Source organism: Pseudomonas sp. R2-60-08W (assembly GCF_003852335.1).
GTDB lineage: Bacteria > Pseudomonadota > Gammaproteobacteria > Pseudomonadales > Pseudomonadaceae > Aquipseudomonas.
Window position 1 is genome coordinate 5,674,808 of the sequence record NZ_CP027731.1, and the last position, 13,796, is coordinate 5,688,603.

The 13,796-nt window shown below is 59.5% G+C and carries 16 protein-coding genes; 12 read left to right on the forward strand and 4 right to left on the reverse strand.

Annotated elements, in window-relative coordinates:
• Positions 1-264 precede the first annotated feature (264 nt).
• A complete protein-coding gene (locus C4J90_RS26080; RefSeq protein WP_124364974.1) occupies positions 265-1,323 on the forward strand; it encodes a type IV toxin-antitoxin system AbiEi family antitoxin in 1,059 nt (352 codons plus the stop codon).
• Entirely contained in the window at positions 1,311-2,180 is an 870-nt protein-coding gene (locus C4J90_RS26085; protein WP_124364975.1) for a hypothetical protein, read from the forward strand. The genes C4J90_RS26080 and C4J90_RS26085 overlap by 13 nt, the downstream gene beginning before the upstream one ends.
• A 73-nt stretch (positions 2,181-2,253) precedes the next feature.
• On the opposite strand, the gene pyrE is transcribed toward C4J90_RS26085, so the two are convergent.
• Entirely contained in the window at positions 2,254-2,901 is a 648-nt protein-coding gene (gene pyrE, locus C4J90_RS26090) for an orotate phosphoribosyltransferase (RefSeq protein ID WP_027608288.1), read from the reverse strand.
• Positions 2,902-2,983: 82 nt separating this feature from the next.
• On the opposite strand from pyrE, the gene C4J90_RS26095 reads away from it, so the two are divergent.
• Positions 2,984-3,763 (forward strand): exodeoxyribonuclease III, encoded by a 780-nt coding sequence (locus tag C4J90_RS26095; protein ID WP_003195493.1) that lies wholly within the window; start codon positions 2,984-2,986, stop codon positions 3,761-3,763.
• 58 nt (positions 3,764-3,821) lie between these two features.
• On the opposite strand, the gene C4J90_RS26100 is transcribed toward C4J90_RS26095, so the two are convergent.
• Complete coding sequence (locus C4J90_RS26100) at positions 3,822-4,193, reverse strand: DUF4870 domain-containing protein (RefSeq protein WP_124421118.1); 372 nt, start codon at positions 4,191-4,193, stop codon at positions 3,822-3,824.
• Between the two features lie 22 nt (positions 4,194-4,215).
• Positions 4,216-4,938: a ribonuclease PH gene (gene rph / locus C4J90_RS26105; RefSeq protein WP_124415913.1), complete on the reverse strand. Its 723-nt coding sequence runs from the start codon at positions 4,936-4,938 to the stop codon at positions 4,216-4,218.
• 184 nt (positions 4,939-5,122) lie between these two features.
• Here rph and C4J90_RS26110 point away from each other — a divergent pair, with 184 nt between their 5' ends.
• The 6 genes from C4J90_RS26110 to C4J90_RS26135 all read left to right on the forward strand — a co-directional run bounded on the left by C4J90_RS26110 (position 5,123) and on the right by C4J90_RS26135 (position 10,434).
• A complete protein-coding gene (locus C4J90_RS26110; protein WP_124421119.1) occupies positions 5,123-5,986 on the forward strand; it encodes a YicC/YloC family endoribonuclease in 864 nt (287 codons plus the stop codon).
• A 10-nt stretch (positions 5,987-5,996) separates the two neighbouring features.
• The gene (gmk, locus tag C4J90_RS26115) at positions 5,997-6,617 is read left to right on the forward strand and encodes a guanylate kinase (RefSeq protein WP_124405667.1); all 621 of its coding nucleotides are present in this window, start codon (positions 5,997-5,999) and stop codon (positions 6,615-6,617) included.
• 167 nt (positions 6,618-6,784) lie between these two features.
• On the forward strand, positions 6,785-7,048 hold the full coding sequence (gene rpoZ, locus C4J90_RS26120; RefSeq protein WP_003176920.1) for a DNA-directed RNA polymerase subunit omega: 264 nt from the start codon (positions 6,785-6,787) through the stop codon (positions 7,046-7,048).
• A 60-nt stretch (positions 7,049-7,108) separates the two neighbouring features.
• Positions 7,109-9,214: a bifunctional GTP diphosphokinase/guanosine-3',5'-bis pyrophosphate 3'-pyrophosphohydrolase gene (gene spoT, locus C4J90_RS26125; protein WP_124364979.1), complete on the forward strand. Its 2,106-nt coding sequence runs from the start codon at positions 7,109-7,111 to the stop codon at positions 9,212-9,214.
• A 39-nt stretch (positions 9,215-9,253) separates the two neighbouring features.
• On the forward strand, positions 9,254-9,634 hold the full coding sequence (locus C4J90_RS26130) for a RidA family protein (RefSeq protein ID WP_003176922.1): 381 nt from the start codon (positions 9,254-9,256) through the stop codon (positions 9,632-9,634).
• A gap of 56 nt (positions 9,635-9,690) precedes the next feature.
• Positions 9,691-10,434 (forward strand): hypothetical protein, encoded by a 744-nt coding sequence (locus C4J90_RS26135; protein WP_124421120.1) that lies wholly within the window; start codon positions 9,691-9,693, stop codon positions 10,432-10,434.
• A gap of 123 nt (positions 10,435-10,557) precedes the next feature.
• Here the strand turns inward: C4J90_RS26135 and C4J90_RS26140 are convergent, their stop codons facing one another.
• On the reverse strand, positions 10,558-11,409 hold the full coding sequence (locus C4J90_RS26140; RefSeq protein ID WP_124415915.1) for an SDR family oxidoreductase: 852 nt from the start codon (positions 11,407-11,409) through the stop codon (positions 10,558-10,560).
• Between the two features lie 189 nt (positions 11,410-11,598).
• On the opposite strand from C4J90_RS26140, the gene exbB reads away from it, so the two are divergent.
• Genes exbB through C4J90_RS26155 form a run of 3 tightly spaced genes read left to right on the forward strand, consistent with a single transcriptional unit; the run spans position 11,599 to position 13,742 of the window.
• Positions 11,599-12,567, forward strand: a complete 969-nt coding sequence (exbB, locus tag C4J90_RS26145; RefSeq protein WP_124421121.1) for a tonB-system energizer ExbB — start codon at positions 11,599-11,601, stop codon at positions 12,565-12,567.
• 6 nt (positions 12,568-12,573) lie between these two features.
• A complete protein-coding gene (gene exbD, locus C4J90_RS26150; protein ID WP_003195519.1) occupies positions 12,574-12,999 on the forward strand; it encodes a TonB system transport protein ExbD in 426 nt (141 codons plus the stop codon).
• Positions 12,996-13,742 carry an energy transducer TonB gene (locus C4J90_RS26155; protein WP_124364984.1) on the forward strand — a complete coding sequence of 249 codons (747 nt, stop codon included), beginning with the start codon at positions 12,996-12,998 and terminating at the stop codon, positions 13,740-13,742. The genes exbD and C4J90_RS26155 overlap by 4 nt, the downstream gene beginning before the upstream one ends.
• Positions 13,743-13,796: the final 54 nt, after the last annotated feature.

Sequence of the window (13,796 nt, forward strand, 5' to 3'; positions counted from 1 at the left end):
CAAAGCACCAAAAAACCGCAGTTTCTTACGGCGCCTACGACAATACGTACCCATGTACGGAATCTTCGTCAGGCAAAGTAGAATCTGCGGTTTTTTATGCACAATGGAAACGCAGCCTACAACGATGATCACGAAAACGCCGCTGAATTTTTTCAGTATTAACGGATATTTCAACACTCACTGAAAACATCATAAAGGGTGAAATTCCTCGACTTTTTTCACCGTAATAGCTATTTTCAACATTCGCTGAAAAGGGCTCAATTAATGAAAGAACTCGAAATTCACTCCAGAGACGCGCTGCGAAGCCTCCTGAGCAAGGTACCGATTCTCGAGATTAAAAGCCTCACATCCATGCCTCCTTCAAAAGGCTGGACTCCCGACTTCATTATCGAGATTAACGCATCAGGCAAATCACGCCCTCTGGTGTGCGAGGTAAAAGCAAACGGTCAGCCCCGATTCATAAACGCGGCCATACTTCAGCTTCGCGACTATGTGAGCGAGCAAAGGCCAGAGGCGACGCCTATTGTGGTAGCACCCTATCTTTCACCCGTAGCAAGACAACTGTGTCGGGAAAAGGGTGTGGGATATCTGGACCTGGAAGGTAATGCCTGGATCTCGTTCGATGGTGTATTCATTGATCACCAAGTAGCTGACAAGCCGCTCTCGGAGCACAGGGAGCTTAAGTCTTTCTTCAAACCGAAATCAGCGCAGATCATACGCACGATGCTTCGGGATCCGGGCCGAGCCTGGCGGGTGGTGGAACTGTGCGAAGCCGCCGGGGTGAGCCTGGGACAGGTCAGCAATGTCCGCACAGCACTACTGAATCGAGAATGGGCAAGAGCGACAAACGACGGCGTATGTCTATCCGATCCTCAAGCGCTCCTGGATGCATGGGCCGAAGCATACGAACCTCCATCAGGAGAGCGTAAGAGCTTCTATACCACCTTACATGGCAGCGCATTGGAAAATGCCGCGCGCATCGCTATTGGAGAAAGGAGCGGCGGACACGCACTTTTTTCCTCCTTTTCTGCCGCTCAATGGCTCGCACCCTATGCCCGCATCAGCACGAATTACTTTTATGCCGACATTGAAGGGCTAGAGAGACTGGTTAAAGCACTACAGTTGGTTCCTGCATCAAAGGGAGAGAACGTTGTCATCACTTTACCCAACGACGAAGGACTCCTACTGGACACCGTTGAACCCGCACCGGGCGCCCTGTGCACCAGCCCAGTTCAGACCTATCTGGATCTATCGGTTGCGGGAGAGCGCGGAAAGGAAGCCGCCGAATATCTACGACAGGAAAAACTGACATGGTCTCGTTAATCCCTCAAGAACCTCAATCTGCCTTAGATTATGACGACAGAACGACAGCTGCCGTGAAGGCGGTATTAGTCGAGATCGGTCAGATCCTTGGTTCCTTCAAAGGCAAGTTTGCAGTGATCGGTGGAGCGGTGCCTTGGCTACTGCTGGCGAACGACGATATGCAGCACGTTGGAACCCTTGATGTCGATTTGAGCTTGGACGCAGAGGCTCTAGGAGATGGCGAGTACGCGACGTTGATTGAAGCACTGATGGGTAATGGGTACGAACAAAGAGGAGAACTGCGGCGATTCCAGCTCGTTCGCCAGGTTCCCGTGCAAGACGGCGGATCGGCGATAGATGTGATCGTGGACTTCTTGATGCCGCGCGACGCCGAAATCATCCAGAACAAACCTCCCATTCTCAACGACTTTGCAGTTCAGCGCGCTGACGGTGCCGACTTGGCGATGCGCTTCTATCAAATGGTTGCCATTGAAGGCTCCATGCCTACGGGTGGCAAAAATCGTGTCGAGGTCGCGGTGTGCTCGATCCCCGCCCTGCTGGCGATGAAGGGATACGCCCTGAACGGAAGACACAAACAGAAGGACGCATATGACATCTACTACTGCGTCCGTAATTTCCCCGGTGGCATGCAAGCGCTTGCAGAGGAATGTCGATCAGTACTGGAAACCGGGAGTGGAGAGCTGGGGTTTCAGTTCATCGGCGAAAAGTTTGATATCGCCGATGGCTATGGTCCGACAGCCGTAAGGCGATTCGTCGAAGACAGCCAAATACTCGGAGATCGCACACCGGACCAATGGCAACAAGACGCTTTCGGGCAGGTTGACGCTTTATTGCGCGTCTTGCGACTGCGGGAGTAGCAGCCCCCCAAGACCCGAGCTGAAAAAAGGCCCCGACCAATTGAATTGGACGGGACCTTTTTTATTGTGGCGATTATTGAACGCCGAACTGCTCGCGATACGCCTTAACTGCCGGCAAGTGCTGCTTGAGCTGCGGATCATCTTCCAGGAACTGCAACACCTGGTTCAACGATACGATGCTTACCACGGGAATGCCGAAATCACGCTCCACTTCCTGGATCGCCGACAACTCACCGTTGCCGCGCTCCTGGCGGTTCAGCGCGATCAGCACACCGGCGGCCTTGGCGCCGTCCTGGGACGCGATGATCTGCATCACTTCACGGATAGCCGTACCGGCCGTGATCACGTCATCAATGATCAATACATCGCCAGTGAGCGGCGCACCCACCAGGCTGCCGCCTTCGCCATGAGCCTTGGCTTCCTTGCGGTTGAAGCACCATGGCAGATCGCGCCCATGGTGTTCCGCCAGGGCAACGGCTGTTGCAGCTGCCAGGGGGATGCCCTTGTAGGCCGGGCCGAACAGCACGTCGAAGGAAATACCGCTTTCAACGATGGCCGCCGCGTAAAAACGACCCAACTGAGCCAGCGCCGAACCCGAGTTGAACAAGCCAGCATTGAAGAAATACGGGCTGGTGCGCCCGGACTTGAGGGTGAACTCACCGAAGCGCAAAACCCCGCGATCGATGGCAAAACGAATGAAATCGCGTTGATACGCCTGCATGAAAAAAGCCTCAGATACCACGGATTTAGCTAATTAGGTAGACGGCGTGTATCATACACGCACGCGATTTTTGGGGCCATTTATGCGGATCATCAGTGTGAACGTTAATGGTATTCAGGCTGCAGTCGAGCGTGGTTTGCTCAGTTGGCTGCAAGCTCAGAATGCCGACGTCATCTGCCTGCAGGATACCCGCGCCTCCGCCTTTGAACTGGACGACCCAGCCTTCCAACTGGATGGCTACTTCCTTTATGCCTGCGATGCCGAAGTGCCCACCCAAGGTGGCGTGGCTTTGTACTCGCGGTTGCAACCCAAGGCGGTCATCAGCGGCCTCGGCTTCGAGACAGCCGACCGCTACGGGCGCTACCTGCAAGCCGATTTCGACAAGGTCAGCATCGCGACCTTGCTGCTTCCTTCGGGGCAGAACGGCGATGAAGACTTGAACCAGAAATTCAAGCTAATGGACGATTTCGCCCGTTATCTGGATAAACAGCGACGCAAACGTCGCGAGTACATTTATTGTGGCTCGCTGTACGTGGCGCAACAGAAGCTGGATATCAAGAACTGGCGCGACAGCCAGCAATCCCCGGGTTTCCTGGCGCCGGAACGGGCCTGGATGGACGAGATTGTCGGCAACATGGGCTATGTCGACGCCCTGCGCGAAGTCAGCCGCGAAGGCGACCAGTACAGCTGGTGGCCGGATAACGAACAGGCCGAAATGCTCAACCTGGGTTGGCGTTTCGACTACCAGCTGCTGACCCCGGGTCTGCGCCGGTTCGTACGCAGTGCCCGCTTGCCGCGCCAGCCGCGGTTCTCGCAGCACGCGCCACTGATCGTGGACTACGACTGGACCTTGACCATCTGAGGTCTTTTTCCAGGCAGAAAAAAACCGACAGCGATGTCGGTTTTTTTGTGGATGGCTATTATTTGACCAGACGCCAGGTCAGAGGATAGCGATAGGCGATCCCCTTGTTGGCCTTGATACTGCCGATGATGGTCAGCACCACCGTGGCAATCGCCAGGGCAATCATCAGGAAGAAACCAATCACTGCGAAGGCCAGCACGATGCAAGCGATCCAGGCGATGGCGACGGTGATCTGGAAATTCAGGGCTTCCTTGCCCTGATCATCAATAAACGCATCCTGCTCCTTCTTCATCTGCCACAGGATCAGTGGCCCCACAACGCTGCCGAAAGGGAACACGAACCCCAGAAACGCCGCGAGATGGCACAACATCGCCCCCTGCCGCACTTCATAGGAAGGCGCAGGCACCGGAATTTGGCTGTTGTCATTCATGGCGTTTCCCCTTGAGACCGGCTCAGTCAGCCAGTGCGGCGTTCTGCAGTTCGAAAATTTCGCTCATGCCTTTCTGCGCCAGGGCCAGCATGGCGTTCAGTTCAGCTGGCTGGAACGGCGCGCCTTCGGCGGTGCCCTGCACTTCGATGAAACCACCGGTGCTGGTCATGACCACGTTCAGGTCGGTCTCGGCGGCCGAGTCTTCCAGGTAGTCCAGGTCCAACACCGGCTCGCCCTGGTACATGCCGACCGAGACGGCGGCGATCATTTGCTTGAGCGGATCGCCGCCTTTGAGGCCGCCACGCTTCTTGATCACTTTCAGTGCGTCAACCAGGGCCACCATGGCGCCGGTGATCGACGCGGTGCGGGTGCCGCCGTCGGCCTGGATCACGTCGCAATCGACGTACAGGGTCACGTCGCCCAGCTTGGTCATGTCCAGGGCCGCGCGCAGGGAACGGCCGATCAGGCGCTGGATTTCAAGGGTACGCCCGCCCTGTTTGCCACGGCTGGCCTCACGCTGGTTACGCTCGCCAGTGGCGCGCGGCAGCATGCCGTATTCAGCGGTCAACCAACCCTGGCCCTGGCCTTTGAGGAAGCGCGGCACGCCGTTCTCGACGCTGACGGTGCAGATGACCTTGGTATCGCCAAACTCGACCAGTACGGATCCCTCGGCGTGTTTGGTGTAGTTGCGGGTGATGCGGATCGAGCGGAGCTGATCGGCAGCGCGACCACTTGGACGTTTCATAGGGAATACCTGTACTGAGGACGAAAAACTGCCGAGCATTATAGAGCCGCCAGCCGATTCGGGGCACTTCTAAAAATCCGGTTACGAATGCGCATGTTTGGGCGCCTCCTGCGCACTGCGCTACAATCCTGCGCCTTCTTAACCACCAGCCCGTGTTTGCGGGACTGTAACGCGAGGTACCTCCATGGTGCACAGCATGACCGCCTTCGCCCGCGTCGAAAAAGCCGGCGCACAAGGCACCCTGAGCTGGGAACTGCGCTCGGTCAACAGCCGTTACCTGGAGCCGCATCTGCGCCTGCCGGAGTCGTTCCGCGACCTCGAGGGCGCCGTGCGTGAAGCGCTGCGCCAGGGCATTTCCCGCGGCAAGCTGGAATGCACCCTGCGCTTTACCGAAGAAACCACCGGCAAACCATTGCAGGTCGACCGCGACCGCGCCGCGCAACTGGTGGCTGCCGCTGAAACCATCGCCAGCCTGATCAAGCAGCCGGCCGCGCTGAACCCCCTGGAAGTGCTGGCCTGGCCCGGCGTGCTGGTGGCCGACGCCACCGACCCGCAAGCCCTCAACGCCGAGGCCCTGGCCCTGTTCAACCTGGGCCTCAAGGAACTCAAGGCCGGCCGCGAGCGTGAAGGCGCCGAGCTGGCGCGGTTGATCAGCGAGCGCTTGAGCTCAATCGAAGAAGACGTCGTCACCCTGCGTGAGCTGGTGCCGCAGATGCTCACCACCCAGCGCCAGAAGGTCCTGGATCGCTTCGCCGACATGAAGGCCGACCTCGACCCCGTGCGCCTGGAGCAGGAAATGGTCCTGCTGGCACAAAAGAGTGATGTCGCCGAAGAGCTCGATCGCCTGAGCACCCACATCCTCGAAGTGCGCCGGGTGCTCAAGTCCGGTGGTGCCGCCGGTCGGCGCCTGGACTTCCTGATGCAGGAACTCAACCGCGAAGCCAATACACTGGGCTCCAAAGCGTTCGATCCGCGCAGCACCACAGCGGCGGTCAACCTCAAAGTGTTGATCGAGCAAATGCGCGAACAAGTACAGAATATTGAGTAAGGCACCCTCCATGACCCACAGCACCGGCACCCTTTACATCATTTCCGCCCCTTCGGGCGCGGGCAAGAGCAGCCTGGTCAAGGCCCTGACCGACGCTGACGAGCAGATCCGCATCTCGGTTTCCCACACCACGCGCGCCATGCGCCCGGGTGAAGTGAACGGCGTGCACTATCACTTCGTCGAGCGTACCGAGTTCGTCAAGATGATCGAGCACGGTGACTTCCTGGAGCGCGCCGAAGTGTTCGGCAACCTCTATGGCACCTCGCAAAGCCATCTGCAGCAGACGCTGGATGAAGGCCATGACCTGATTCTGGAAATCGACTGGCAGGGCGCCGAACAAGTGCGCCAGCTGATGCCCAAGGCGCGTTCGATCTTCATCCTGCCGCCCTCGCTTGAAGCCCTGCACCAGCGCCTGACCAACCGCGGCCAGGACAGCAACGAGATCATCGAGGGCCGCATGCGCGAAGCCGTCAGCGAAATGAGCCACTACGTCGACTACGACTACCTGATCATCAACGACGATTTTGCCCACGCGCTGGATGATTTAAAGGCGATTTTCCGCGCCAACCAGCTGCAGCAAAAGCGTCAACAGCAGCGTTTCGGCAAATTACTCGCCGAACTGCTCGGCTGATTGGCCCTTCCCAAAACCGCTGCAAGGGCTTTACATTGGCACTTGCAGCGGTTTTGCGAGGGTCAGCGAAAAATCAGCGCTTCCCTAAACGCTGGTGATTTTTTAAACTGCTCAGTCCGCTCGCCCAACCGGGCAGCGCGCATCTTGCATTCGCTCCGAGGAATACCATGGCCCGCGTAACCGTTGAAGACTGCCTAGAACACGTGGATAACCGCTTTGAGCTGGTCATGCTCTCTACCAAGCGTGCCCGTCAACTGGCCACTGGCGGCAAAGAGCCCCTGGTCCAGTGGGAAAACGACAAGCCTACCGTTGTAGCCCTGCGTGAAATCGCAGAAGGCCTGATGAGCTATGAGTTCATCGCCAACGCTGAAATCGTTGAAGACGAACCGCTGTTCGCAGCGTTCGAGGACGAGTCCAACGAGGCCGTCTAAGCCTATGCCTGGTCGACGTAGCACGGCGCGGGGTCACAGCCTTCGGCAGGAGTTCACACTTTGCCGAGCATAGACGCCCTCGCCGATCGCTTATCGGCCTACCTCGGCCCCGACCAGGTCAACCTGGTCCGCCGAGCGTATTTCTACGCCGAACAAGCTCACGATGGCCAACGCCGTCGTAGTGGCGAAGCGTATGTCACGCATCCTCTTGCGGTGGCAAATATTCTGGCCGACATGCACATGGACCATCAGAGCTTGATGGCCGCGATGCTGCATGACGTGATCGAAGACACCGGCATCGCCAAGGAAGCGCTCAGCGCGCAATTTGGCGAAACCGTGGCCGAGCTGGTCGACGGGGTCAGCAAACTGACCCAGATGAACTTCGAGACCAAGGCCGAAGCCCAGGCGGAAAACTTCCAGAAGATGGCCATGGCCATGGCCCGCGATATCCGCGTGATCCTGGTCAAGCTGGCCGACCGGCTGCACAACATGCGCACGCTGGAAGTACTCTCCGGCGAAAAACGCCGGCGAATCGCCAAGGAAACCCTGGAAATCTATGCGCCCATCGCCAACCGGCTGGGCATGCATGCCATTCGTATCGAGTTCGAAGACCTCGGCTTCAAGGCCATGCACCCGATGCGTTCAGCGCGCATCTACCAGGCGGTCAAGCGCGCCCGGGGCAACCGCAAGGAAATCGTCAACAAGATCGAAGAGTCCCTGAGCCATTGCCTGGCGATCGACGAGATCGAAGGCGAAGTCAGCGGGCGGCAGAAACACATCTACGGCATCTACAAGAAGATGCGCGGCAAGCGTCGGGCCTTCAACGAGATCATGGACGTGTATGCGTTCCGGATCATCGTCGACAAGGTCGACACCTGCTACCGCGTACTGGGCGCTGTACATAATTTGTACAAACCGCTGCCGGGGCGCTTCAAGGATTACATCGCGATTCCCAAGGCCAACGGCTATCAGTCGCTGCATACCACACTGTTCGGGATGCACGGCGTGCCGATCGAGATCCAGATCCGCACCCGCGAAATGGAAGAGATGGCCAACAACGGCATCGCTGCCCATTGGCTGTACAAATCCAGCGGCGATGAGCAGCCCAAAGGCACCCATGCCCGTGCCCGCCAGTGGGTCAAGGGCGTGCTGGAAATGCAGCAACGTGCCGGCAACTCCCTGGAGTTCATCGAAAGCGTGAAGATCGACCTGTTCCCGGACGAGGTCTACGTGTTCACGCCCAAAGGCCGGATCATGGAGCTGCCCAAGGGCTCCACGGCGGTCGACTTTGCCTACGCCGTGCATACCGATGTGGGCAACAGCTGTATCGCCTGTCGGATCAATCGTCGTCTCGCGCCGCTGTCCGAACCGCTGCAAAGCGGCTCCACGGTGGAGATCGTCAGCGCCCCAGGCGCGCGGCCGAATCCGGCCTGGCTCAACTTCGTGGTGACCGGCAAGGCGCGTACGCACATCCGCCACGCCTTGAAACTGCAGCGGCGTTCCGAATCCATCAGCCTGGGCGAACGCCTGCTGAACAAGGTGCTCAATGGTTTTGACAGCGCCTTGGACAAGGTCCCGCAGGAGCGCGTGCAAGCGATGCTTCACGAGTATCGCCAGGAAACCATCGAGGACCTGCTCGAAGATATTGGCCTGGGCAACCGCATGGCCTACGTGGTTGCGCGCCGCCTGCTCGGCGAAGGCGAACAGCTGCCGAGCCCCGAAGGCCCGTTGGCGATTCGCGGCACCGAGGGCCTGGTGCTCAGCTATGCCAAATGCTGCACTCCGATCCCGGGCGACCCGATTGTCGGCCACCTGTCGGCGGGCAAAGGCATGGTGGTGCACCTGGACAACTGCCGCAATATCAGCGAAATCCGACACAACCCGGAAAAATGCATCCAGCTTTCGTGGGCCAAGGATGTCACCGGCGAATTCAATGTCGAGCTGCGCGTGGAGCTGGAGCACCAGCGTGGCTTGATCGCGCTGCTGGCCAGCAGCGTCAACGCGGCCGACGGCAATATCGAGAAAATCAGCATGGACGAACGCGATGGGCGCATCAGCGTGGTCCAGCTGGTGGTCAGCGTGCACGACCGCGTGCACCTGGCCCGCGTGATCAAGAAACTGCGTGCCTTGACCGGCGTGATTCGCATCACCCGCATGCGTGCGTAGTTCTTCAAACAAGCCATCGCCTATTACAAGGAGTCATTCATGACCAAGACAGTAATCACCAGCGACAAAGCCCCGGCCGCCATCGGTACGTATTCCCAGGCGATCAAGGCGGGCAATACCGTCTACATGTCCGGCCAGATCCCGCTGGACCCAAAGACCATGGAACTGGTGGAAGGCTTTGAAGCACAGACCGTACAGGTCTTCGAAAACCTCAAGTCCGTGGCTGAAGCGGCTGGCGGTTCGTTCAAAGACATCGTCAAGCTGAACATCTTCCTCACCGACCTGAGCCACTTCGCCAAGGTCAACGAGATCATGGGCAAGTACTTCGAACAGCCGTACCCAGCCCGCGCCGCCATCGGCGTCGCTGCCCTGCCAAAGGGCGCGCAGGTTGAAATGGACGCGATTCTGGTCATCGAGTAAAAACACCCGGCGCAGCCTCAACCGCTGCGCCGACTTTGTTTCAGAAGGATTTAGTCATGCGCAAAGCGCTTATTGCCTCTTCGTTGCTCGCATTGCTGCTCGGCGGCTGTGCCAGCAACCCTGCCAATCTGGATGTGAGCGGTACCTGGATCAACCAGGCCGCCATCGATGCGGCAGCCAAGGGCGGCCCTTTGCGTGAAGCCTTGCAGACCTTTGGCCCGAACCTCGAATGGGAGGTCAACACCAAGGCCCTGCAGGCACGCTACTACAACGGTTTTGAAGTAGCGGAAGGCAAGTTGCTGGCGCAAAAGCCCGGCGCCTGGAGCGTGGACTTCTACGGCAGCTCTGCCACCGAGCTCAAGCGTAGAGGCAAAAAGCTGCTGCAGGTGGCCAACGACAACGAGCCTGAGCAACTGTTCACGCGCTCCCAGGACCCGGCTCCGGAGGGCGCACCACTGGGCGCCAACTTCGAGCGGGCGCTTTATGCGGCGTACCTGGGCGGAGACTGGAAGATCACCGACGGTGTCGGTAATGGCGCCACGGTACAGTTCCAGGCCAACGGCAAAGTCGCCGGCCTGCCTGGCGCTGATCAGTATTCGCTGTGCCTGGCCGGGGATTGCGCCTCCATGAGCGGCGGCTACGACAGCCTTTGGCTGCAGGAGAATGGCGTGGGCAACCCGTGGATCTTTGCGCGCAGAGGCAAGCAGCTGGAAATCTTCCAGGCGATCAACACTGCGCAAGCCGATGAAGTGCCGTCCTTCACGCCTGGCCCGCGCCAGTGGTTGCTTGAAAAGCAATAACCGCTGCGACACAGATCCAAATGTGGGAGGGGGCTTGCCCCCGATAGCGTTTCTTCAGTCAACCTCTCTTTGGCTGACACACCGTTATCGGGGGCTAGTCCCCTCCCACATTTTGTCCGTCGTTCAACCTTTCAAAATGGCGGCATAGCCTTCGCGATAAGTCGGATAGGTCGGCTTCCAGCCCAGCGCCTTGATGCGCGCATTGCTGCACTGCTTGCTGCCCGCACGCCGCACACTGGCGTCCTCGGACCACTCCGTCACGCCCAGATACTCGCGCAACCAACCCACCACCTCGGCCAATGGCGCCGGCGCATCGTCGACCCCGATATAAACCTTGTCCAGCGAACCGCCCTGCTCCACATGCCGCAACAAAAACGCCAACACGCCCGCAGCGTCATCGGCGTGAATCCGGTTGCCATATAAAGGCGGGTCGACGGCTACGCGATAACCCTGCCGAACCTGTGTCAGCAGCCACTCGCGGCCTGGACCATAAATGCCGGTCAGCCGCACGACGCTCGCGGGGATGCCACTATTGAGTGCCACTTGCTCGGCTTCGAGCATGACTTGGCCGGAATAACCCTTCGCCTGAGTTTCAGAGGTTTCGTCGACCCACTCGCCATTCTGCTGCCCATATACGCTGCTGCTGGACACAAACAGCAAATGCCTGGGCGTCTGGCCGTAATCGCCCAGCCACTCCAGCACATGCTGCAACCCCTGCACGTAGGCAGCGCGGTAACCGGCCTCATCGTGGTCGGTGGCCGCAGCGCAGTACACCAGGTAATCCACCCCGCCGATCGGCCAGGTATCGGGACAGGCTTTATCGAACAGATCACCGGCGATGCCGATCACGCCGCCGGGAAGGCGCGAAATATCGCGGCGCAGGCCATGCACCTCCCATCCTGCGGCCAGCAATTGGCTAGCCAGCCGACTACCCACATCGCCGCAACCGGCAATCACAACAGAAGGCGCAGACATCATAAAACTCCATTCTCAAAGGCGCAGATTAGCCGCGCGAGAGGATCAACGGCCAGTAAAAAGCGAAATAAAGTAACAGTGCCACTTTAGTTAACAAGAATTACTTGCAATAATAACCACCCATTTGTCCTCGACCCACAGGGGTCTGGCAGGACGATCACCCATTATTTTCTCTCAGGTCCGGCCAGCATGACACGTCATACAAACCCCGCTTCGCCAACCAAGCCTCACAGCCCATCCCGCGCCCGGCGTGCGATTGCTGCGATGCTGTTCAGCGTACTGCTGGCGCCGACCGCCGCCTTCGCTGATGCCACCGCACCTGCCGCACCAGCCGCTGCCGAGCAGAATACCGCCACCCCGGCTGCGCCTGCCGCCGCGCCAACCGACCCGGCCCAGGCTGCAGCTCCTGCCGACGGCACTGGGGTAGTGCTGGAAGAAGACAACACCCTGGGCATGGCCCATGACCTGTCCCCGTGGGGCATGTACCAGAACGCCGACGTGGTGGTGAAAGCCGTGATGATCGGCCTGGCTATCGCCTCCATCATTACCTGGACCATCTGGATCGCCAAAGGCTTCGAGCTGCTGGGCGCCAAGCGTCGTCTGCGCACTGAAATCGTCCACTTGAAAAAGGCCGCCACCCTCAAGGAAGCGAGTGAAACCGCCACCAAGAAGGGCACCCTGGCCAACCTGCTGGTGCATGACGCCCTGGAAGAAATGCGCCTGTCGGCCAACACCCGCGAAAAAGAAGGCATCAAGGAACGCGTCAGCTTCCGCCTGGAGCGCCTAGTGGCCGCTTGCGGTCGCAACATGAGCAGTGGCACCGGCGTGCTGGCGACCATCGGTTCCACCGCCCCCTTCGTCGGCCTGTTCGGTACCGTGTGGGGCATCATGAACAGCTTCATCGGCATCGCCAAAACCCAGACCACCAACCTCGCCGTGGTTGCTCCCGGCATCGCCGAAGCCTTGCTGGCTACGGCCCTGGGCCTGGTTGCCGCGATCCCAGCGGTGGTGATCTACAACGTCTTCGCCCGTTCGATCGCCGGCTACAAGGCCCAGGTATCGGACGCGTCGGCAGAAGTCCTGCTGCTGGTCAGCCGCGACCTCGATCACCTGCCTACCGAGCGCAGCTCGCAACCGCACATGGTGAAAGTGGGGTAATCGGCCATGGGCCTGCATTTGAATCAAGGCGACGACGAGCTCGTCGAGAATCACGAAATCAACGTCACGCCGTTTATCGACGTGATGCTGGTGCTGCTGATCATCTTCATGGTGGCAGCACCGTTGGCTACCGTGGACATCAAGGTTGACCTTCCCGCGTCCAGCGCCAAGCCGGCGCCACGCCCGGAGAAGCCGATTTTTCTCAGCGTGAAGGCCGACCAGCGCCTGTTCCTGGGCGAAGAAGAAGTCAAGGCTGAAACCCTGGGGCCGGTGCTCGATGCCAAGACCCAGGGCAAGAAAGACACGACCATCTTCTTCCAGGCCGACAAGGGTGTGGACTACGGCGACCTGATGAGCGTGATGGACGCCTTGCGGGCAGCCGGCTACCTCAAGGTAGGCCTGGTCGGACTTGAGACGGCAGCCAAGAAATGATCACGACGCGCCACAAACTGACGCGTTATGGCAGCAGCCTCGCAGTCGTGCTGGGCGTGCATGCCGTCGCGATCATCATCGCGCTTAAATGGTCCGCGCCCCAGGCGATCCCGTTGCCTCCGGCCGCGATGGTCATCGACTTGGCGCCCCTGCCGGCGCCACCGCCACCGCCTGCACCGCCCAAGGTCGTTGCGCCACCGCCACCACCGGTCGAAGAGCTGCCGCTGCCGAAGTTGGCCGAGGCGCCCAAGCCGACGATCCAGGTGCCTAAGCCGGTCAAGCCCAAACCCAAGCCACAACCGCCCAAGCCGGTGGAGAAAAAGCCCGAGCCGCCCAAGGAGAAACCTTCCGAGGAGCCACCGAGCGACACGCCGCCGAGCAACGCACCTGCGCAGAAATCCGCCCAGCCCGCTCCCGGCCCGTCGGCGCAACAGCTTGCCGCCCAGGCCTCCTGGCAAAGCACCCTGCTGGCGCACCTGCAAAAGTACAAGAAGTACCCGCCGGGCGCCCAGCAACGTGGCAAGGAAGGCATGAACCGCTTGCGCTTCGTGGTCGACGGCGAAGGCAATGTGTTGTCCTACGAGTTGGAGGGCCGCTCCGGCAACGCCGACCTGGACCGCGCCACGCTGGAGATGATCCGTAAGGCTCAACCCCTGCCCAAACCACCGGCCGACCTGTTGAAAAACGGCAGTGTGGAGCTCGTCGCACCGTTCGTTTACAACATCGATAAACGTCGCCGCTAGAGGGCAATGTGGAAGGGGGCTGGCTCCCTTCCACATTCAGCGGCAGCGAATCAG

Bases quoted from the DNA above. Each gene is read 5' to 3' on its own strand.
- C4J90_RS26135 (WP_124421120.1), top strand. From the start codon at position 9,691: ATGCGCAAAGCGCTTATTGCCTCTTCGTTGCTCGCATTGCTGCTCGGC.
- C4J90_RS26085 (WP_124364975.1), top strand. From the start codon at position 1,311: ATGGTCTCGTTAATCCCTCAAGAACCTCAATCTGCCTTAGATTATGAC.
- C4J90_RS26155 (WP_124364984.1), top strand. From the start codon at position 12,996: ATGATCACGACGCGCCACAAACTGACGCGTTATGGCAGCAGCCTCGCA.
- C4J90_RS26095 (WP_003195493.1), top strand. From the start codon at position 2,984: ATGCGGATCATCAGTGTGAACGTTAATGGTATTCAGGCTGCAGTCGAG.
- exbB (WP_124421121.1), top strand. From the start codon at position 11,599: ATGACACGTCATACAAACCCCGCTTCGCCAACCAAGCCTCACAGCCCA.
- C4J90_RS26080 (WP_124364974.1), top strand. From the start codon at position 265: ATGAAAGAACTCGAAATTCACTCCAGAGACGCGCTGCGAAGCCTCCTG.
- pyrE (WP_027608288.1), bottom strand. From the start codon at position 2,901: ATGCAGGCGTATCAACGCGATTTCATTCGTTTTGCCATCGATCGCGGG.
- rph (WP_124415913.1), bottom strand. From the start codon at position 4,938: ATGAAACGTCCAAGTGGTCGCGCTGCCGATCAGCTCCGCTCGATCCGC.
- rpoZ (WP_003176920.1), top strand. From the start codon at position 6,785: ATGGCCCGCGTAACCGTTGAAGACTGCCTAGAACACGTGGATAACCGC.
- C4J90_RS26130 (WP_003176922.1), top strand. From the start codon at position 9,254: ATGACCAAGACAGTAATCACCAGCGACAAAGCCCCGGCCGCCATCGGT.
- C4J90_RS26100 (WP_124421118.1), bottom strand. From the start codon at position 4,193: ATGAATGACAACAGCCAAATTCCGGTGCCTGCGCCTTCCTATGAAGTG.
- C4J90_RS26140 (WP_124415915.1), bottom strand. From the start codon at position 11,409: ATGTCTGCGCCTTCTGTTGTGATTGCCGGTTGCGGCGATGTGGGTAGT.
- gmk (WP_124405667.1), top strand. From the start codon at position 5,997: ATGACCCACAGCACCGGCACCCTTTACATCATTTCCGCCCCTTCGGGC.
- exbD (WP_003195519.1), top strand. From the start codon at position 12,574: ATGGGCCTGCATTTGAATCAAGGCGACGACGAGCTCGTCGAGAATCAC.
- C4J90_RS26110 (WP_124421119.1), top strand. From the start codon at position 5,123: ATGGTGCACAGCATGACCGCCTTCGCCCGCGTCGAAAAAGCCGGCGCA.